At 69.1% G+C, this 17,171-nt stretch carries 21 protein-coding genes and 2 pseudogenes; 11 read left to right on the top strand and 12 right to left on the bottom strand.

The window, feature by feature from the left end; genetic code table 11:
• Nucleotides 1–92: 92 nt before the first annotated feature.
• Nucleotides 93–833, bottom strand: a complete 741-nt coding sequence (locus ACIBQ8_RS32325; protein ID WP_397193759.1) for a hypothetical protein — start codon at nucleotides 831–833, stop codon at nucleotides 93–95.
• Nucleotides 834–968: 135 nt separating this feature from the next.
• Nucleotides 969–1,307 (bottom strand): hypothetical protein, encoded by a 339-nt coding sequence (locus ACIBQ8_RS32320; RefSeq protein WP_397193758.1) that lies wholly within the window; start codon nucleotides 1,305–1,307, stop codon nucleotides 969–971.
• A 480-nt stretch (nucleotides 1,308–1,787) separates the two neighbouring features.
• Here ACIBQ8_RS32320 and ACIBQ8_RS32315 point away from each other — a divergent pair, with 480 nt between their 5' ends.
• Entirely contained in the window at nucleotides 1,788–2,861 is a 1,074-nt protein-coding gene (locus ACIBQ8_RS32315; protein ID WP_397193757.1) for a hypothetical protein, read from the top strand.
• A 187-nt stretch (nucleotides 2,862–3,048) separates the two neighbouring features.
• On the opposite strand, the gene ACIBQ8_RS32310 is transcribed toward ACIBQ8_RS32315, so the two are convergent.
• The 3 genes from ACIBQ8_RS32310 to ACIBQ8_RS32300 form a co-directional block, all read right to left on the bottom strand.
• A complete protein-coding gene (locus ACIBQ8_RS32310; RefSeq protein ID WP_397193756.1) occupies nucleotides 3,049–3,297 on the bottom strand; it encodes a hypothetical protein in 249 nt (82 codons plus the stop codon).
• A gap of 154 nt (nucleotides 3,298–3,451) precedes the next feature.
• Nucleotides 3,452–4,210, bottom strand: a complete 759-nt coding sequence (locus ACIBQ8_RS32305) for an SDR family oxidoreductase (RefSeq protein ID WP_397193755.1) — start codon at nucleotides 4,208–4,210, stop codon at nucleotides 3,452–3,454.
• Between the two features lie 14 nt (nucleotides 4,211–4,224).
• Nucleotides 4,225–4,686, bottom strand: coding sequence for a carboxymuconolactone decarboxylase family protein (locus tag ACIBQ8_RS32300; protein ID WP_397178450.1), 462 nt, complete (start codon nucleotides 4,684–4,686; stop codon nucleotides 4,225–4,227).
• Nucleotides 4,687–4,935: 249 nt separating this feature from the next.
• Here ACIBQ8_RS32300 and ACIBQ8_RS32295 point away from each other — a divergent pair, with 249 nt between their 5' ends.
• The 3 genes from ACIBQ8_RS32295 to ACIBQ8_RS32285 all read left to right on the top strand — a co-directional run bounded on the left by ACIBQ8_RS32295 (nucleotide 4,936) and on the right by ACIBQ8_RS32285 (nucleotide 6,668).
• Nucleotides 4,936–5,874 (top strand): RNA polymerase sigma-70 factor, encoded by a 939-nt coding sequence (locus ACIBQ8_RS32295; protein WP_397193754.1) that lies wholly within the window; start codon nucleotides 4,936–4,938, stop codon nucleotides 5,872–5,874.
• A gap of 261 nt (nucleotides 5,875–6,135) precedes the next feature.
• Nucleotides 6,136–6,489, top strand: coding sequence for an NUDIX domain-containing protein (locus tag ACIBQ8_RS32290; protein ID WP_397193753.1), 354 nt, complete (start codon nucleotides 6,136–6,138; stop codon nucleotides 6,487–6,489).
• Nucleotides 6,486–6,668: a hypothetical protein gene (locus ACIBQ8_RS32285; RefSeq protein WP_397193953.1), complete on the top strand. Its 183-nt coding sequence runs from the start codon at nucleotides 6,486–6,488 to the stop codon at nucleotides 6,666–6,668. The genes ACIBQ8_RS32290 and ACIBQ8_RS32285 overlap by 4 nt, the downstream gene beginning before the upstream one ends.
• On the opposite strand, the pseudogene ACIBQ8_RS32280 reads toward ACIBQ8_RS32285, so the two are convergent.
• A pseudogene (locus tag ACIBQ8_RS32280) lies at nucleotides 6,612–7,151 on the bottom strand (helix-turn-helix domain-containing protein). The gene ACIBQ8_RS32285 and the pseudogene ACIBQ8_RS32280 overlap by 57 nt on opposite strands.
• 522 nt (nucleotides 7,152–7,673) lie before the next feature.
• Between ACIBQ8_RS32280 and ACIBQ8_RS32275 the strand changes: the two are divergent.
• The 6 genes and pseudogenes from ACIBQ8_RS32275 to ACIBQ8_RS32250 all read left to right on the top strand — a co-directional run bounded on the left by ACIBQ8_RS32275 (nucleotide 7,674) and on the right by ACIBQ8_RS32250 (nucleotide 11,562).
• Nucleotides 7,674–8,027, top strand: a complete 354-nt coding sequence (locus tag ACIBQ8_RS32275; protein WP_397193752.1) for a hypothetical protein — start codon at nucleotides 7,674–7,676, stop codon at nucleotides 8,025–8,027.
• The gene (locus tag ACIBQ8_RS32270) at nucleotides 8,024–8,710 is read left to right on the top strand and encodes a hypothetical protein (protein WP_397193751.1); all 687 of its coding nucleotides are present in this window, start codon (nucleotides 8,024–8,026) and stop codon (nucleotides 8,708–8,710) included. The genes ACIBQ8_RS32275 and ACIBQ8_RS32270 overlap by 4 nt, the downstream gene beginning before the upstream one ends.
• Nucleotides 8,665–9,117: a hypothetical protein gene (locus ACIBQ8_RS32265; protein WP_397193750.1), complete on the top strand. Its 453-nt coding sequence runs from the start codon at nucleotides 8,665–8,667 to the stop codon at nucleotides 9,115–9,117. The genes ACIBQ8_RS32270 and ACIBQ8_RS32265 overlap by 46 nt, the downstream gene beginning before the upstream one ends.
• A gap of 29 nt (nucleotides 9,118–9,146) precedes the next feature.
• Nucleotides 9,147–9,286 (top strand): annotated as a pseudogene (locus tag ACIBQ8_RS32260) (transposase); the annotation flags it as partial.
• Between the two features lie 106 nt (nucleotides 9,287–9,392).
• Entirely contained in the window at nucleotides 9,393–11,249 is a 1,857-nt protein-coding gene (locus ACIBQ8_RS32255; protein WP_397193749.1) for a hypothetical protein, read from the top strand.
• Between the two features lie 136 nt (nucleotides 11,250–11,385).
• Nucleotides 11,386–11,562, top strand: a complete 177-nt coding sequence (locus ACIBQ8_RS32250; RefSeq protein ID WP_397193748.1) for a hypothetical protein — start codon at nucleotides 11,386–11,388, stop codon at nucleotides 11,560–11,562.
• 552 nt (nucleotides 11,563–12,114) lie between these two features.
• Here the strand turns inward: ACIBQ8_RS32250 and ACIBQ8_RS32245 are convergent.
• The 6 genes from ACIBQ8_RS32245 to ACIBQ8_RS32220 all read right to left on the bottom strand — a co-directional run bounded on the left by ACIBQ8_RS32245 (nucleotide 12,115) and on the right by ACIBQ8_RS32220 (nucleotide 16,625).
• Entirely contained in the window at nucleotides 12,115–13,419 is a 1,305-nt protein-coding gene (locus ACIBQ8_RS32245; RefSeq protein ID WP_397193747.1) for an IS256 family transposase, read from the bottom strand.
• 130 nt (nucleotides 13,420–13,549) lie between these two features.
• On the bottom strand, nucleotides 13,550–14,437 hold the full coding sequence (locus ACIBQ8_RS32240; protein ID WP_397193746.1) for an IS982 family transposase: 888 nt from the start codon (nucleotides 14,435–14,437) through the stop codon (nucleotides 13,550–13,552).
• 120 nt (nucleotides 14,438–14,557) lie between these two features.
• On the bottom strand, nucleotides 14,558–15,175 hold the full coding sequence (locus ACIBQ8_RS32235) for a hypothetical protein (RefSeq protein ID WP_397193745.1): 618 nt from the start codon (nucleotides 15,173–15,175) through the stop codon (nucleotides 14,558–14,560).
• Nucleotides 15,176–15,366: 191 nt separating this feature from the next.
• Nucleotides 15,367–15,600 carry a hypothetical protein gene (locus tag ACIBQ8_RS32230; protein ID WP_397178461.1) on the bottom strand — a complete coding sequence of 78 codons (234 nt, stop codon included), beginning with the start codon at nucleotides 15,598–15,600 and terminating at the stop codon, nucleotides 15,367–15,369.
• Between the two features lie 115 nt (nucleotides 15,601–15,715).
• On the bottom strand, nucleotides 15,716–16,072 hold the full coding sequence (locus tag ACIBQ8_RS32225) for an MmcQ/YjbR family DNA-binding protein (protein ID WP_397178462.1): 357 nt from the start codon (nucleotides 16,070–16,072) through the stop codon (nucleotides 15,716–15,718).
• 181 nt (nucleotides 16,073–16,253) lie between these two features.
• A complete protein-coding gene (locus ACIBQ8_RS32220) occupies nucleotides 16,254–16,625 on the bottom strand; it encodes an ATPase (protein WP_397178463.1) in 372 nt (123 codons plus the stop codon).
• 6 nt (nucleotides 16,626–16,631) lie between these two features.
• Between ACIBQ8_RS32220 and ACIBQ8_RS32215 the strand changes: the two genes are divergently transcribed.
• Nucleotides 16,632–16,919 (top strand): hypothetical protein, encoded by a 288-nt coding sequence (locus tag ACIBQ8_RS32215; protein ID WP_397178464.1) that lies wholly within the window; start codon nucleotides 16,632–16,634, stop codon nucleotides 16,917–16,919.
• The last annotated feature ends 252 nt before the right edge of the window (nucleotides 16,920–17,171 follow it).

Genomic DNA, 17,171 nt, shown 5'->3' with positions numbered 1-17,171 from the left:
GCTGTGCACGCTCAGCACAGGCCTGGCGCCGGTGGTGTCCAGCAGGCGGTCGCGTGATTCCTGCAGGGCAGCCAGATGGAAAGAGGCGCAGGTCAGCGGCTCAGGCCGGGCCCTCGGTCGACGCCCCTACTCGGCGCCGGCCGGCAGGGCTGCGGGCGCACACGCTCGCTCTGCCGCCCCGGCGCCGGACGATCCGGGCTGTCGCTGCGAGCGGCCGCCTCACCCTGGCGCTGAGCGTTCTCGGTGCGAGCGGCATGTTCGATCTCGCGCCGGTCGGGCGGCAGGTCGGCGCGACGCCGGCGTTCGTCATGCACAGCGACCAGTTCGGCCTGGGCCACCTGGTGCACCTGTCGAGCCCGGTCGGCGCGCTGAGCGGCGGCGTCGACGTCGCGGGCCCATGCCCCGCGCCGGGCCGATTCCCAGTCGCGTTCGAGATCGTGGTGCCGGCGTCGAACCAGCGGCCAAGCGGTGACCGGCGGGGCGAGGGCGGCGGTCTGCTCGGCGGCCGCCTCCAATGCCAGGCTCTGCCGCAGCACCAGGGCCAGGCGCTCACGCGCGGCGGCCAGGTCCTCGCGCAGGCGGGGCAGCGCGGTCTCCAGCTCTCGGCGCCGTGCCCGATGGGAGGGACGCAGGCGCCCCAGCCCGTCCAGCTCGCGATGCAGGCGGCTCTCGCGCTGGCCCAGTCGGCGGATCTGCTCGCGGCCGCCGGCCACGTCCTGGCGGGCCTGCTGCAGCCAACGGGCGGCCTGTTCTGCGGCCTGGACCTGGCGTGCCTGCTGGCTCAGGCGGGCCTGCTGTTGCTTCAGCCGCCTGCTCGGCAGGACCGCCGCCATCCTGGACGTAGTGGCGCATGTCCTGCTCGGCGGCGTGCACGGCGGCGGCCGCCGCGGTGACGCGCTCGCTCAGTGTGTGTTGGCGGGCGGCCAGCTGGCCGTCCGTGAGCAGGCCGACCCCGTATGGGCTCCTGGTCAGCGCCAGCAGAACGCTGGCCCGGCGGAGGGCGGCCGTCGCCTCACGCTCGGCGTCGGCCAACTCCTGGCGGGCTCGACGCAGGCTTCGCCATCTCGGGCATGTTCTGCGTGCTGGCCGGCGATCGGCTCGGGCTCGGCGGTGATCAGCCGGTCGGCGCGGTCGCCACGCAGGGTGGCGGCGTAGGCGGCGACGGCGCGCTGCAGCTCAACCTCATGCCCCTCCGGCTCGCCGAGGCGGGCCCGGTCGGCGTCGCTCTCCAGCGGCTCGCGCGGCAGATACAGGGGGTCTTCTCCCGAGCGTGTCCCCAGCCGCCAAGTAGCTCTGTGAGAGATCACGGTCGCGGTTCGTGATCACCACGAGTCGGGCATACGACGGTCTAGCGAGACCGGCCCCCGAGAAGGTTCCCGGGGAGACATGACGGACGGTCCGAGCGAGCGCCGCACGCGTCTCGGACCGTTACTTGTCCAGGCGACTTCCGCGACCGACCGGAGGCGGCCCGCCGCAGCCGTCATCCACTGTGGCCTGCGGCAGCGCTCGCCCTTGAAAGCTCATGGCAGGGACCCGAGCGGAGAGGGTCCGGGCGGGGCATGGAGAACCACGAACGGCCCCCGCCATGCTGCGAGGACCGTTCGCGGGGCGTGCGCTGAAAGGGATAGGGGCCAGCCGGTCGATCACCGTGCCCGGCGATGACGCCGCCTGAGCGCTCATGGCGACGCGAGCCCTTGCGGGACCCGGGTGTGTCCTCGGGGGGAGGGACAGCACCGTGCACAATTAGTTAACCTCCTTTCCAGTTCCTCGTGAACGGAGGTATCGGCATGCGCCGTCCGGCAGCGCTCGTCTCCTTACTCCTCCCCCTCCTTCTCCTGCCCGTCCCCGCCCAGGCCGCCGCGACCCCGCTGCAGGTCTACGGCGCCTGGCACTGCGGTGATGACGCCTGCATCTGGGGCAACGTCCGCAGCCCAACAGACTTCGACGCAAAGAACCACTGGCTGATCGACCGGGGAGACGGCCGCCCCTCGGTCAACCTCGTGGTGCTCAGCTTCGTCCACCCGGTCAAGTTGCTGCACAAGACCACCGACACGCAGACCCTCGACGGCGTGCCGCGTGGCATGACCGCTGACATCGTGAACTACTTCACCAGCCGTGGAATCCGGGTGATGCTCTCCATCGGCGGCATCACGTACACCACCGCGTGGAACTCCGCCCTGGCGGAGAATGCGGCGCAGTTCGGGCGCAACGCGGCCGAGGTCGCCCAGCGGCTCGGCGTCGGCATAGAGATCGACTACGAGGAGAACAGCAGGCCCGACCTGGCCGGTCTGCAGGCCTTCGTCGACGCCTACCGCTCCGCCCTGCCGTACGACGCGAGCGGTGCGAACCCGGCCGCCCGGCTGACCATCGACCTCGCCGCCGGTGACCGCTGGCTCATCGACATCACCAGGAAGGCGACCGCGGACTGGCTGCGCACCGACACCCCGGTCCTGGACTACGCCAACGCGATGGTGCCCGCCCAGCAGCCCAGGAGCTCCGACGCCATCGCCAACTGGCAGGAGCACATCGACGGCAAGACCACCTACTCTCCGCCGATCCCGTCGCTGGCTCCGGCCAAGTTCACCGGCGCGTTCTACATCGCTGAAGGGAGCAAGGTCCGCGCCGAATGCACGAACTTCAGCACCTCGCTGCAGAAGTCCACGGGATCGTTCGTCCAGACGGCCGCGCCGAAGGGTGCCGGACTCACTTCCGGCATGCTCGGCTACATGTTCTGGGCCGCCGAACGTCCCTCCACAAGGGGCGTGACCACCGCACCTCCGAACTCCTGCGAGGGAGGAGTGGGCGGCGGCGCCACCGCGTACGCCATCCCCCTCCCGATGCCCGCCCTACGGCAAAGCTGACCGCCTCCCGGGACCGGGCCGCCGGTCCCGGGACAGACCGATTACCCGTCCGAGATTCGGTGACGGGCCACTGGTGTCGTCGCCAGCGCTGTCGAATCGGGGACGAAACTCAGCAGATGATAAGGAGCGGTCATCGATGACGGACTCAGGCCGGCGCCGGACCGGACAGCCCGAGGTTGACACGCTCCTAGACCAGGCCGAAGCCGAGCTCGACGCCGCGTCGGCCGCCGGCGATCCGGACCAGGTCGTCAGCCCCCGCCGAGCTCGCGATGAGGCCAGCGCCGTCTGTGACCATGTCGGCCGCGTGCTGCGTGAGGAGATGGCGGGGCCGGCGGAGGCGGGATTCGAGCGCAACGGTGCGCTCCTGGGTCAGGTGCGCACTGCGTCGCGGGCTGAGGACGAGTGCGGTCGTTGGGTCGATGGTGGTGACGGGCATGAGTGAGCCCCTTCCCGGGATGCGGTGATGAGTCCGGGCGTCAAACTGAGCCCCTGAACGCCGCTGGCGAGCGAGGTTCAGAGGAAGCCTTGTTCTCGGAGCTCAGTGCTGTGAAGCTCCGAGAACAAGGCCAGGCCGCGGTCATGCGGTCGGCTCAGGGCTGGGTGTCGAGCCACTCCTTGAAGGTCGGGCCGGCGAGCTTGGCATGCGGGCTGGGCAAGAACCCGCCCTCGGCGGCGATCTCGGCATCGGGCATGCCCGAGCCGTCAACGCCGGCGACCTTGATGCCTCGGCGGGCGCCGAGTAGTGCGGCCGCCTCCGCCAAGGTCTCCTTCCGGGGCCCGGCGATCTCGGGGATCGGCGTTCCTGGAGTGGGCTCGCCGGGGTCGAGGGCCAGGTCGACCAGTTCCTCGGCCACGGTGCGGCAGGCCACGAGCTGGGTGGGCAGGGCCGGGATGTAGGCGACGTCGCCCTGCTGCCAGTCCAGAAGGTGACCGACGAACTCGTGGAACTGCGCGGCCCGCAGAATGCGGACGGGAAGCGGGCCGGACAGCAGGAGTTCCTCGTGCGTCTTCTTGGCGGCGAGGAAACCGGCGGTGGCCTTGTCGACGCCGATGATGGACGCCACGGCGATCCGGGCTACCCCCGCCTTCTGACCGTACTCGTGCAGATTGCGGGCCGACGTGCGGAAGAACTCCGTCGCCGCCTCCTGCTCGGAGGCGTGCCACGAGGCGACGTCGATGACGACGTCCACCTCGGTGAGCGCCTCGGCCAGGCCCTCACCGGTGATGATGTCCACGCCGGTGGCCCGGGACATCGGCACGACCTCGTGCCCCCGTTCGGTGAGGACGTCGACCACGTGGCGTCCCAGCCGCCCGGTCGCTCCCGCCACCGCGAACTTGGTGATGCTCATGCTCTGTGCCTTTCTTACTCGCTGTAGTTCTGGCCAGGGGGCATGCCAGGGATCGGCTTGGCGATGAGCGCGGCGGGGGTGAAGAAGCCGATATGGGCGATCGCCATGATGAGCGTCCACAGCGCCTTGTCGTCGTAGTGCGCGGACGCCTTGGCGTACAGCTCGTCGGGGACTCGCTCCCCGGACGGGTTCGGCGTGAGAACGGCCTCCACCAACTCCAGCGCGACCCGTTCGGCGTCGGTGAAGTAGGTGGCGTCCCGCCAGGTTGCCACGGCGGTGATGCGCTCCTCTGATTCCCCTGCCTGGCGGAGGTTGCCGGTTTCCCTGATGGTGAAGTACGTGCTGCCGAGCATCTGCCCGGCACGCAGTTGCAGCAGGTGGACGGTGATCTGCGGAATCGAACCGTTCTTAATGACCTTGTGCAAACCTCCGGCGACTTCCGCCATCTCGGGGACGAACGGGATGGGGTTGGGCATGCGCGACCGGAGGTCGGTCGTCGTGGGAGCGGACATGGCGAGGGCTTCCCTTCTCAAACTCGGGCTCGTGGTGTCGCATGCCGCACGGATCGTTCGCGCGGCGTCCTGACGACCACGAGACGCCGGTCACCCGCCCCCCGTAACAGCGCTGACGTGTGACGTGGGCCACGGATCGCAGGTGTTACGAAGCAATCGGCAGCGGCGTCTTGTGCGTGTGATAAAGCTGAGTGCGGACAGGCAGGGCCAGGCATGAGTGAGCGCGGCGAGCGAACGACGGACACACCGGGGCCGTCCGATCATGCCGACTGCGTGGACTCCGCCACCGAGGCGTTCGTCGCCCATCGCAACCTGTTGTTCACCGTCGCCTACGAGATGCTCGGCTCGGCCGCCGACGCCGAAGACGTCCTGCAGGAGGCCTGGCTGCGATGGGTGGGCGTCGACCTCGACAGCGTGCGGGAGCAGCGTGCCTACCTGGTGCGGATCGTCACCCGGCAGGCGCTGGACCGGCTGCGTGCGCTCGGCCGGCGTAAGGAGTCCTACGTGGGACCGTGGCTGCCCGAGCCGTTGCTGACCGCGCCGGATGTGGCCGAGGACGTGGAGTTGGCCGACAGCGTCTCGATGGCGATGCTGCTGGTGCTGGAGACGCTCCAGCCGATCGAGCGGGCGGTGTTCGTGCTGCGCGAGGTGTTCGATCTGGACTACGACGAGATCGCCGAGGCCGTCGGCAAGAGCCCGTCCGCGGTCCGTCAGCTCGCCTATCGGGCACGGGCACACGTCGCCGCGCGCCGGCCACGCGGCACCGGCTCCCCGGCCGAGCACCGAGCCGCCCTCCAGGCTTTCCAACGAGCGGTCGAAACCGGCGAGCTGCAGAGCCTGCTCGACATCCTCGCGCCGGACGTCGTCGCCCTGAGCGACGGCGGCGGAATAAAGCATGCCCTGCTGCGGCCCATTGTGGGGGCTGACAACGTTGCTCGCCTGCTGGCCGTCGGCTGGTGGAAGCGCGACGCGGAAAGGTCGGTTGAGCTGGTGCAGATCAATGGCGGCCCGGGGCTGCTCGTCCGCGTCAACGGCGAGATCGACGGCGTGGTGGCGGTGCGAGTGGAGAACGGCTACGTCACCGGCGCCTACCACGTGCGCAATCCCGAGAAGCTGTCGCGTATTGACCAGCAGACCGCCGTGACCCGCTGAGAACCCGTCAGGAGACCTGTCACCCGAGGAATCCTGAACGCGCAGATCTTCGCGCACGGTCGCGGCCGGTGTGGTCGCGGCCGTACGCCTGACGTCTCGGGCTCCTTTGTCCGAGCACCTGCCGCTACAAGCCGAATACGAAATGCCGCTGGAAGGCGGAGAACACGATCGCGGTGGGGCGCGCCAGAATGCATCTCACAGGACACCAGCTCACGGTTGACGCCCAAGCTGTGACACAGAAGATCAGTTCACACCTGGAAAATGATCGTTTCCGTGGCGGTAGCCCAGGTCTCGACCCTCTGTGAAGGAGCTTTCGTGCATCCCGCCCTTGAACCGCAGCATGGCCGCGCCCAGGGGACGTCGGTCGGGCCGGTTCCGCGTCCCAGCGCTCGAGTCGTCCTCATTGACGACGCTGATCGGCTTCTGTTGTTCTCCAGTCGTGACCAGCGTAACGGGATGGTGCGCTGGTACACCCCGGGCGGCGGCGTCCAGGACGGGGAGTCTCATCAGGAGGCGGCGCTGCGGGAACGGCGAGAGGAGACCGGGCTGACGGGCGTGACACTGGGCCCGGAGGTATGGCGAGGCGGCCCTGGATCACGGAGCGGGACAGCGTGACCTACGAGGTCCGCCAGCGCTACTACCTGGCACGGGTTCCCGCGTTCGAGATCGACACCACGCGAATGGAGGACTTCGAGAAGACAAGCATCACCGGTCACCGCCGGTGGACATCGCATGAACTAGCTGTACTGACCACAGAGGTTAGGTACGCGGCTGGCGGGTGGGTGGCCGCCTAGCTAGTGCGGTGTGTGCTCGGTGGTGATTGTAGGCGTGGAGCCAGGATCGGAATGCTTGCCGGCGTTCGGTTTCGCTGGTGTAGGGCTGGGCGTAGGCCCACTCGTCGGCCAGGGGGCGGTGGCGCGGTCCAGGTGTCGCAGGCGGGCCAGGCCGTGGCGGGACAGCACGCGGTGCACGGTGGAGGGGTGCAGGCCCAGGAGGCAGGCGATGCGGGCCGGTCCCCATCGGCGCAGGATGCGTACTTTGATGATGCGGCGTTCGGTCCGGGCCGGGGTCTTGCGGGGGCTGTGGTGCGGCCGGCTGGGCCGGTCGGTCATGCCGGCGGGGCCGAGCTGGCGGTAGCGGTCGGCCCATCGTTTGGCGGTGCTGACCGCTACTTGGAAGCGTTCGGCGGCACGGCGGAGGGGCCAGCCGTCCTCCACCACGCAGCGGGCCAGGCGTAGGCGTCCGAGTTCGGTCAGCGGCGCGTTACTGTGGGGCATGAAGGGCCTCCGGGGCTCGGCGTAGATGTCGCAATCCACACCGAACCCGTAGGCCCTTTCCTATGCAACGATCTTGGGGATCGTGTCGCCTGGCGTTCTCAACCTCTGTGGTCAGTACAACTAGCGGCAACAGGCGATCTCCTGCGACCTGCTGGACTGCCGCACCTGTTCGCCGACCTGCTCGTCGATGGCCCGCCCGCGCATCCGGTCCCGGTCGACGGTTGAGCCAGGACTCGTGGGCTTTGCGCTTGATGGGGGAACGTCGGCGCGTCATTCCCTCCGTCCGGGAGGATCAGCATCGTGACCACCCCACCGGAGGCGACGAACGGGCTGCCCGAACGTGACGAGGCCCCCGACCCCATCACGCACTCACCCCAGGAGCAAACGTGACAGAAGAGCTGCAACGCCTGACCGCCGTGGAACGCCGCAGGGGCGCAACTCGATCTCGTCCTGCGCTACGGCGATCCGTACGAGCAAGAGGCCGCTCGTACGAGCACGCACGTCTGGATCGACCCCCAGCGCGTGGTCTCCCAGGTGGCCCTGGCCCTGTACGAGGAAGCACGCAACGGCCGCTCCCGAGACGGAGCCGCCCCGGTCACCGGCAAGGACGTCGAGGCCGCCCTGACCGCGGCCGTCGACGCCCGCGTCGCTGCCGAGCTCGACGAGCTGTGCCTGCTGCACACGGCCCGGGTCCGTGGCCGCTCTTGGGAGCAGATCGCCGCCCTGCTGTCCTCCGGCACGGCCGTCGGGGGCATCACACCCGACCAGGCGCGGCACCGGTACACGGAGCTGAAGAAGCGACACCCCACCGACATCATCCTGCGCGCCAGCGCCGCTCCCCTCGACACCCCGATCGACGCTCCGGCCGTCCCATGAAGTTCGACGAGCGCCGTGAGGCGCTGCGCAGGCTCATCCAACGCCAGGGGGATGATGCCGAGCGCGAGCAGGCCGCCCGCACGCAGTCGCACTACTGGGTGGACCCGCAGCGCGCGGTGTCCCTGGTGGCCCTGGCCTTGGAGGAGGAAGCGGACTTCGGCCGCCGCCTGCTCGGCTACGACTCGATCAGTGACGCGGACGTGGACGCGGCCCTCATGGCGGTCGTCGACGCCCGCACCGCCGCCGAGCAGCGGGAACTGATCGTGTTGCACGCCGCTCGCGCTCGCGGCCGCCCCTGGGAACAGATCGCCGAGCTGCTGAGCCACAGCCTGCCCGCTCCCGCTGCCGTAACCGCGGCCCAGGCCAAAGCCCGGTTTGCAGCGTTGCGTAAGAAGTACCCCTACAGGGCCGGCCAACTGCCCCGCACGGTCACCAGCAACCCCGCCGCCCCCCTCGGAGCCGTCATGACCAGCTCGACCCCCGCGCCCGGCCCAGCCGCTGTTCCCGGCGCCGAGTTTCACGCAGCGCTGCCCGAGCTGCGTACCCTGAGCGAAGCGCTGTACGGCGCACTGTCGCAGCCGATGAACCAGGCCGACCCGTACCCGAGATCGCCTGGCAACTGGCCAAAGCTCTGGCGTTGCTGCTCAACGCTGCCGACCGGTCCGGCGACCACGCGGCGCTGATGGAGGGGCTGGGCCAGGTCAGCGACTCCACCGCCATCGCCGCCTCCCGTGCCCGTGCGGTGCTGGCCGCCGGCGTGCCCGTGCTCGCGCTGGCCGCTGACCGCGCCGCTGATCGCGAGAACCGCACCGCGCTCGGCGACAGCCTGACCACCCGCGTCACCGCCGAGCTACTGACCGCCGACGAGCACGGTGACAGCTACGGCGGCCCGCGCGACCTGCTGGACATGGAGCTCACCGGCGACAGCATCGCGGTCAAGAGTGAGCTGCACGGCACCCTGGCCACCGACGCGCGCGCCCTGTTGGACTGGGACGCCGTGCTGCGCGCCCTCGGCGCCGCCTACGACCGCGCCACCGCGCCTGCGCGTGAGCATCCAGACGACCAGTCCGCCCCTGGGACGACACCGTGACCGAGCTACTGCCCCGACCCGATCCGGGCAAGGCGCGCAACGTCGTCGAACGGGCGATCAACCGGCTGAAGAACTTCCGGGCCGTTGCCACTCGCTATGACAAGCGCGCCGACATCTTCCTCGGCACCGTGTCACTCTGGCCGCCCTGGTCATCTGGCTCCGAACCTGATCCAAAGGGAGCTTCTAGAGAGTACCGGCTGCCATTTTCCGACACTTCCCGGCCATGCTAGATCATTCCCCTTGTCGTGGCGACGGCCAGCCGAGAAACTTAAACAATGTCACACGCTCTGTCTCCGGATATTCAGGCGATCGAGCGCATGGCCGTGCTCCTGGCCGATGTGTCCGACCCTGAACTGTTGACGCGAGCCGCCACCCTGCGCAGGCGACAGGCCACAGGAGAGAGTCCGGACGCGCTGCTGTCCGAGGCGTTCGCGCTCGTTTCTGCGACGTTCGGCAGGATCTTCGGCCGCCAGTGCACTCCCGCCGAGCTGCGGGCCGGCATCGCACTGTACCGCGGAGCGGTGGTGGAGCTCGCCGACCGCACGGCCTGGCCCGTCGCCGCGACACTCGCCGTCTTCCTCGGCGCTGTGGAAGGCAGGGGCGTCCATCTGATGGCCGATGACGGCGCGCCCATCATGGCAACGCTGTGTGAGCGCCTCGGCCTGACGGTCGCCCGCCTGTCCGACGACATGGAGGCAGACGAGCGACGACTCGCCTATGCGGCGGACGTGACGGTGGGACGGGTCCAGACGTTGGGCTACGACCACCTGATCGACAATCGCGTGTCGGGCCCCAACGAGCGGGTGCAGCGCGAGCTGTACCGCGCCATCGTGATGGAAGCCGACCTCGTCATGCTCGACCAGTTGACCACCTACCTCACCCTGAACCGCGACGGCATCCGCACGGCGTCGATCAGCGTGCGCGCCTATCTGGCCCGGTACGAGTCCGTGGCCGGGATTGCTGCGACGGTCCTGACCGAAGCAGCCGAGTTCACCCACCTCTATGGGCTTTCCGTGGAAACCGTCGACACGGCGCACCCGACCGCGCGGCGTGACCATCCCGACCTGCTGTACACCACGACCGAGGCCAAGCTGAACGGCCTCCTCGATGCCATCGCAGGTCACCACGCCGAGGCCCGGCCGGTGCTGGTGGTCACGGACTCCGTGGAGATCACCGGGCGGCTGGCCGACCTGCTGGCTGCCCGCGGCCTGCCGGTCGCATCGCCTCACCCGGAGCGCCCGCTGGCTCGCGCGGGACGCCCGGCGACGGTGACCCTGTTCGCGCAGCCCACGGTGGAGGGCGAGGTTGCCTTGGGCGGTGACCTGGACTGGCTTGCCCAAGAGCACGTGCTGGCGTCGGGCCTCGATCCCGCCGTCGCCTCCGGCGACGCTTGGGACGAGGCAGCGGCCGCGGCCAGGCAGGAGCTGCTGCCCGCGTGGACGGCCGACCGCGATCGGGTGATCGAGACAGGGGGGCTGGTGGTACTGGTCGCCGAGTATCCGGGCACCAGGCGCCTGGAGGCGCGCCTGCGGGCGCTGGCGGGGACACGGGGGGACACCCGGGTCTTCGTGGCGCTGGACGAGGGTTGGACATGGCACCGGTATGCCGACTGGCTGTACCGCCTCATCCTGAAGCACATCACCGAGCCGTTGGAGGGGTCGCTGCTCGCCAGGGCCGTCGAGCGTGCCAAGCGGCAATGTGAGGCGCGGATCGCCGGCTACCGGCGCCGGATGGCGGCCTACGACGCGGTTCTCTCGGCGATCGGGAAGCAGATGGACGCCGAGCGCCGAGCGATGGTGGAGGGCGCCGAGCCGCTGGGAGCCATCCTGGCCTTCACCGAGGGCGAGCAGGCACCGCCTAGAAAGGTGGACAGCGAGGCACTGCGCCTCATCGCCCAGGAGGTCATCGACGAGCAATGGACGGCCTGCCTAGCCGAGCTCACGGCGATGTACGACGACTACGGACGGGAACGGTACACACAGGAAGCGTTGCCCGCCTTCCGGGAACAGGCCGAGGCCACCTACAGGGCGATGCGCGAGAGGGCAGCCAGAGCACTCACGGATCGGCTGCCTGTGCTGGGAGCGTACTGGTACATCTCCTCTAGAGACCTCCCTCCTTGGTCAGCGCGCTGAAGGGGTTGCCGGCCACGACGGTCTGGCGGTTTCCTGGTCAGCCGGCTGCCGTCGCTTACGAACGCAGGGCCGCACCTGATCTAAGAAACAGCTCTACCGCAGAGGGTGGACGGCAGGGCGTTCGTGCCGCCTTCAGGTGATCATGGTGGTCCAGATGCCCACCGGGATGGACAGCAGCACGCCGGCGATGAGGCTGACGATGTGTGAGCATCCACTCGCGGCGCCGTTGGCGGGGCTGCTGGGCGAGAGCCGCGGCCTGGTTTCTGGCTGCGAGCGCGTCAGCGAGCTTGTCGATCTGCGGGTCGGTGAGTGATGACTCCAGGAGAGTCTACCGGCCCAGCAGCACAAGGTGCTTGTGGCCGCGAGATCCCCAAGCGGCTCGCGGACGACCGGGATGAAGATGCGAACTTGCGCCCCGTCGCGATGCGAGGAAAAGGCTGTCCTGAGGCAGGAGGCCCCCGTCGCCGGCTCCCACTTTGCTCGCCCCGTGCCTGGCGCGCGGTTGAGGGCCGCAACGCTCTCCCCTGTGCACCCCTGGGCCTGGATGTCTAGCAGGCGGCCATATCGCGATTACCGCTGTAGCCGAGTTGCTGCTGATCTTGATGCTCGCCACGACCGTCACACACTGGCGAACGCTGGCACGGAGGGGCGTTCACGATTACGGCTGAGCAGCCGCTATAGGAGTCGAGAGAAGATCGCTTCCCGCGAGCTCGTTGATCGTTTCCCGGCGAGGCAACGCGCCGGGCGATGGCCAGAGGTGTCGATCTTTGGTTGGATGTCGCGATGCACACATCTGGGAAGCCGGTAAAGCTGGCCATCTATGGCGAGGGTGTGTCCAGTCAGTGGTGTATCTCGTCTTGCGTGATTAACGGGTGGTCGGGGTGAGACGGCCTTCGAAGGTGATGACGAAGGCGTTCAGGGCGGCCTTCCAGCGGGTGATCCAGCGTTTGCGGCCCTTGCCGGTCGGGTCCAGACTCATGATCGCCATGTAGACGCACTTGAGCGCGGCCTGCTCGTTCGGGAAGTGGCCGCGGGCCTTGACCGCCCGCCGGATCCGGGCGTTGACCGACTCGATGGCGTTGGTCGAGCAGATCACCCGGCGAATCTCGGTGTCGAAGTTGAGGAAGGGCACGAACTCGGCCCAGGCGTCCTCCCACAACTTCACGATCGCCGGGTACCTGCCGCCCCAGACCTCGGCGAACTCGCAGAACCGCTCCAGCGCGGCGGCCTCGGTCGGGGCGGTGTAGACCGGCTTGAGCGCCTTGGCGATGGCATCCCAGTGCTGACGGGCCGCGTACCGGAACGATGCACGCAGCAGATGCACCACACATGTCTGGACGACAGCTTGCGGCCAGACGCTCTCGATGGCCTGGGGCAGCCCCTTCAGACCGTCGCAGACCACCATCAGCGCATCACCCACGCCGCGGTTCTTGATCTCGGTCAGCACGTGCAGCCAGAACTTGGCGCCCTCACCGCCGTCGCTGGCCCACAAGCCGAGGATGTCGCGCTCGCCATCGACGGTGACCGCCATCGCCACGTAGATCGGCCGGCTGGCGACCTGCCCCTCACGCAGCTTCACATGGATCGCATCGACGAAGATCACCGGGTAGACGGGGTCGAGCGGCCGGTTCTGCCACTCGGCCATCCCCTCCAGCACCTTGTCAGTGATGGTCGAGATGGTCTGCTTGGACACCTCGGCGCCGTACACCTCGACCAGGTGCGCGGAGATCTCACCGGTCGTCAGGCCCTTGGCGGCCAGCGAGATGACCATCTCATCAACCCCGGACAGCCGCCGCTGCCGCTTGCGCACGATCTTCGGCTCGAAGCTACCGTCCCGATCGCGCGGCACGGTGATCCCGACCGGCCCGACGTCGGTGATGACCGTCTTGGAGCGGGCGCCGTTGCGGCTGTTGGTCGTCTCGCCGCCGGAGCGCTGGTGCTTGTCGTAACCGAGATGGTCGGTGATCTCGCCCTCCAGCGCGGACTCCAGCACCAGCTTGGTCAGCCGGCCCAGCAGCCCGTTCTCACCGACCAGTTCCACGCCCTCGGCCCGGGCCTGGTCGACCAGCTCCCGATCCGAATCCTTGGCGTTGCTGCCCTTGGGCTGCCTGCGCGCCACGTCGGCGTCCTCCAGCTCGATCTCCGTCGATGCCTGGATCACAGTACTCATCAGGTGCGTTCTCCTTGATCAGGAGTTACACCAGTGACCGTACAGTCCCCGGGGTCTGCCAAGTGCTTCCGGCAGCGGCCTTCCGTGCTTCCGGAAGCACCCCCGCTAGACGAGTAAGTCCTAAGTCGGGTTAGTGGTCGTAGTTGATCAGTGATCGGGTGAGGGGCTGGCCGGTGTGGCGGTTGTGCCAGATCGCGGCGGTCAGGGCGAGGATGCGCTGGGCGATCCGGGTGCCGACGCCGTTAGCGGGGCGGCCTCCGTGAAGCTCCAGGTCGAGCTGGCCTTTGAGGGTGTCGTTGACAGACTCGATGAGCTGGCGGATGGGTTTGAGCAGGTGCTCGCCAGGGCGGGGTGTGCGCTTGCGGTAGGACGGGCGCAGCAGCCGCACCCCGCGTTCGGCCAGGAAGGCGTCCAGATCGGCGGAGATGTAGCCTTTGTCGCCGATGATGAGCAGGCCGGGACGGTCGGCGAGCAGGGTCGGGTCGTGCTCACAGATGGCCATCAGGACCTGGCGTTCGTCGATGTTCGGGGTTGCCAGGGCCCAGCTGATGGGCAGTCCGGCCGGGGTGCAGATCAGGTGCAGGCGCAGGCCCCAGAACCAGCGGGAGCGGCAGTAGCCGTAGCCGGCCCATCCGGCCAGGTCTGAACGCTGGGTGGTGGGACAGGAGCGACCGCACTCGATCGGTGTGGAGTCCACCACCCACAGGGGGTCGGCCCACAGGTCGGTATCGGTGGCCAGCGCTCGGATCGCTCGTTTGAGCAGCGGCAGGGCCTTGTGCAGGCGTTTGTTGTAGCCGGATTGGCCGGGCAGGTAGGGGAAGGCGCCGGGCAGATGCGTCGGGACGTAGCGCAGCCAGCGGGCCTCGGAGTGGATGCCGAGCAGCACCTGGGCAACTGCCAGAGTGAGCAGTTCGGCGTCGGTCAGCTTTGGTTTGCGCCCCAGCCGCGGCCGGTGGCCGAGCCAGTCGTCGATGCTGACGTACAGTGCGGTGAGAAGGGTGTTGAGGTCTGTCTTCACAAACCGATCGTCAACACCCTTCGTCATGTACGCACTCCGTACCGCAGCGACATAGGACTTGGGAGGGTGCTCTGCTACCCCCTCCGCCAGGGCCTGCTTCCACAACCCACGGCGCGACGTTTACCGGCGGTGGCGAGGTAGCAGGTGAGCCTCCAGGGCGCAGCTGATGAGCTCGCTGCGCGAACGGGCGCCTGTGGCGTCGACCAGGTCGTCGATGACGTTCGTGTCCGCCTCTGTGGCCTGGAAGGACCACAGGCGGCGGCCGTCACGCGCGGCGGCCGCCGTGGTCGACGCGCCATGCCGAGGCGGGAACAGGCTGTCCTCACGTCGCACCGGAACCGCGTGCCTGCGCGCGACCAGGCCGGGCAGCTCAGCGCGCAAAGCGTCGATGGCCTCGACCACCAGCTGGTAGTTGTCCACGCGACGCGAGCGGCGGCGACGGCTGGCCGCCTGAATGACGGCGGGCAGCAGGTAGACCCCGACCGGGAACGTGTCGGGCGGCCCCTCAGGCACCTGACGACGCTCGGCCACGTGGGCCTGGCCCTCCCGGGCCTGTTCGGCTGTTGCGTCAGGATCGGGCGCAGACGGCGGCGAGGACGGGGCGGTATCGGGGGCGACGGCGTCGGTGTCCTTGCCCGGCTGCTGACGCGCGGGCAGCAGTCCCCCGAGTCCGCCGGCGGCGCTGGCCCCGAAGACGCTGCCGAGGCTGCCTGGGGTGTCGATGCTGGGCTGGTTCATGACTGCTGTTCCGCGGCGGCCAGGAGCTGCAGGATCTCGGCGCCGAGCTGGCGGTAGTCCTCAGCGAGGGTGCCGGCAGTGGATGCGATGCGCCGCTCAGGCGGAGCGCCCGAGCGGAGCGTCGCCGCCGTTCGATCAGTGGCGACGGCTGCGGCCGGGACGGCGTCGGCCTGGACCGAGCCAGGGGCGGTCTACTTTTTCTTGCGCTTCTTGCTCTTGGCATCGTGGGTGAAGGGCATGGAGATCCCGGCCGGGTTGTCACCCTGGACGACAGTAGCGCCGTCCCCGCTCACCACCGTGGTGTTGATGTGGATGTCCCCCGTGCCGAGATTAAGGGGGCCACTCACGTCGTGAATGACTGTCCCTGCGTCGCCCCGCACGTCGCCGTCGTCCCTGAAGATGCGCGTCGAGGACGCCGAGACCACGGCCGGCTTCCTCGCCTTCTACGCCCGCGCCCGCGCGTCCTCGGAAATCTCGCGGTGCTGGTGGTTGGATGCTGGAGGGCGTCCCTGGGCAGATGGGCACGGCCGGGCCGCGGGGTCAGGTCGTGCGGGCCGCGTCATAGGCTGCTACGACACTCTTGGGGGCTTTGTTGCGCCAGGCGTGCTCGACAAGTTGCTGGATCCGTTCCGGCGGGACGGCCGCGAGGTCGACCCGCAGGCCCACCCAGATCTTCGTGGCGGCGGTCCGCCACACCTCGCTGTAGACAGCGGGGTCGGCGGTCACAGCTGTGGCGGCCTCCTCCTGGCTGACGGAGAACACCGCGGTCGCGTCCCCCTTTTCCATGCCGGCGAACGGCCTTCCCTTCACCTTGAACCCCGGCAGCCGGAAGTGGGTGAACTCCTCCACCTCTGGTAAGGCAGTCGCGAACCGACGCAGATCGTCAAGCGTGATCATGTGATCTCCCTTCCTCGGCCGCATGCTAATCGATCGCTTGTACGAACAAGAGATCAAAGGTCGCTTCCATACGCCGAGATCCCCTGGCCCCTCGCTGTTCAAGGGGGGCCGGGGGATCTCGGCGTACGGGTGGTTGGATGCTGGAGGCGTCCGGGGCCGATAGGGACGGTCCCGGACGCCTCTACGGGGTCAGCACCCGGGGCAGGTGCGCGTGCCGGTGGTCGACGTCGACCGCCTGGCCGTGCTCGCGCAGCCGGGCGGCCAGGATCTCCACCAGGCCGGCCGCGCGATGTTTCCCGCCGGCGCATCCGATGGCGATGCTGCGCGGGCCCGCGGGCAGCATCGCGTACGCCACCAGGTTGTCGACCAGCTCGGCGGCACCGGGCGTGCCGAGCACGACCTGCTGGACGCGTTCGTCACGGCCATCCAGGTCGAGGATGCCGCCGTTGCGGGCGGCTGCCGGGTCGCGCAGGCGCCGGCGGACGTCTTCGACGCGGTCGGCCTCGGGCGGCGGGCCGTGCAGGTAGCCGAACGAGATGAGCGTGAGTGCCATGATGCTGTGTCCTTCCTCGGGTCACGCCGAGCACACCCGTACGAGGCCGGGACCGAGGCCGTGGCCGTGCCGCTCGCACTGTACGGACTGAGCCACCTCGGCGACCCGCACCTGTCAGCCGAGCTCAGCAAGCGTTCGATCCCGGACGGTCACCTCTACCCGGCCGACCACAACACCTCGACCGCCGGCTGGACCCCGGACGACAGCGGAAGCGGCACCTGGGACGGAGGGGGCGGCGGCTGGGACGGCGGAGGCGGCGGCGCGGGTGACGGTGGGGGCGGCGGCGGGGCCTGAAACGGCGCACGCCGGGCCGCGAAGGCTGCCCGGGGGTCGTGATCGGCAAGCGAAGCTGAGGCGATGGCCGCCCGGTGGCATGGAGACGGGGCTAAGGCTGCGGTGTGCGCTGCTGCGATCTCACCAGGGCGGTGAATGCCTCGATGGCATCGACGACCGCATCGAAGCGGACCGAGTGGTACAGGTCGAAGGCGTGGTTGCCGCCACGCAGCTCCGCGTAGACGACGGGAGAGGCCGACGTACGGCGGAGCT

Source organism: Nonomuraea sp. NPDC049646 (assembly GCF_044465525.1).
Taxonomy (GTDB): domain Bacteria; phylum Actinomycetota; class Actinomycetes; order Streptosporangiales; family Streptosporangiaceae; genus Nonomuraea.
Note: the sequence above shows the minus strand (reverse complement) of the source record. Positions and strands in the feature narration are given on the sequence as shown.

What these genes read in the sequence shown, in the direction of transcription:
- ACIBQ8_RS32310 (WP_397193756.1), bottom strand. Translation starts at nt 3,297, where the DNA reads ATGCCCGTCACCACCATCGACCCAACGACCGCACTCGTCCTCAGCCCG.
- ACIBQ8_RS32255 (WP_397193749.1), top strand. Translation starts at nt 9,393, where the DNA reads ATGTCACACGCTCTGTCTCCGGATATTCAGGCGATCGAGCGCATGGCC.
- ACIBQ8_RS32225 (WP_397178462.1), bottom strand. Translation starts at nt 16,072, where the DNA reads ATGATCACGCTTGACGATCTGCGTCGGTTCGCGACTGCCTTACCAGAG.
- ACIBQ8_RS32270 (WP_397193751.1), top strand. Translation starts at nt 8,024, where the DNA reads ATGAAGTTCGACGAGCGCCGTGAGGCGCTGCGCAGGCTCATCCAACGC.
- ACIBQ8_RS32325 (WP_397193759.1), bottom strand. Translation starts at nt 833, where the DNA reads ATGGCGGCGGTCCTGCCGAGCAGGCGGCTGAAGCAACAGCAGGCCCGC.
- ACIBQ8_RS32300 (WP_397178450.1), bottom strand. Translation starts at nt 4,686, where the DNA reads ATGCCCAACCCCATCCCGTTCGTCCCCGAGATGGCGGAAGTCGCCGGA.
- ACIBQ8_RS32220 (WP_397178463.1), bottom strand. Translation starts at nt 16,625, where the DNA reads ATGGCACTCACGCTCATCTCGTTCGGCTACCTGCACGGCCCGCCGCCC.
- ACIBQ8_RS32235 (WP_397193745.1), bottom strand. Translation starts at nt 15,175, where the DNA reads ATGAACCAGCCCAGCATCGACACCCCAGGCAGCCTCGGCAGCGTCTTC.
- ACIBQ8_RS32315 (WP_397193757.1), top strand. Translation starts at nt 1,788, where the DNA reads ATGCGCCGTCCGGCAGCGCTCGTCTCCTTACTCCTCCCCCTCCTTCTC.
- ACIBQ8_RS32305 (WP_397193755.1), bottom strand. Translation starts at nt 4,210, where the DNA reads ATGAGCATCACCAAGTTCGCGGTGGCGGGAGCGACCGGGCGGCTGGGA.
- ACIBQ8_RS32245 (WP_397193747.1), bottom strand. Translation starts at nt 13,419, where the DNA reads ATGAGTACTGTGATCCAGGCATCGACGGAGATCGAGCTGGAGGACGCC.
- ACIBQ8_RS32295 (WP_397193754.1), top strand. Translation starts at nt 4,936, where the DNA reads ATGAGTGAGCGCGGCGAGCGAACGACGGACACACCGGGGCCGTCCGAT.
- ACIBQ8_RS32290 (WP_397193753.1), top strand. Translation starts at nt 6,136, where the DNA reads ATGATCGTTTCCGTGGCGGTAGCCCAGGTCTCGACCCTCTGTGAAGGA.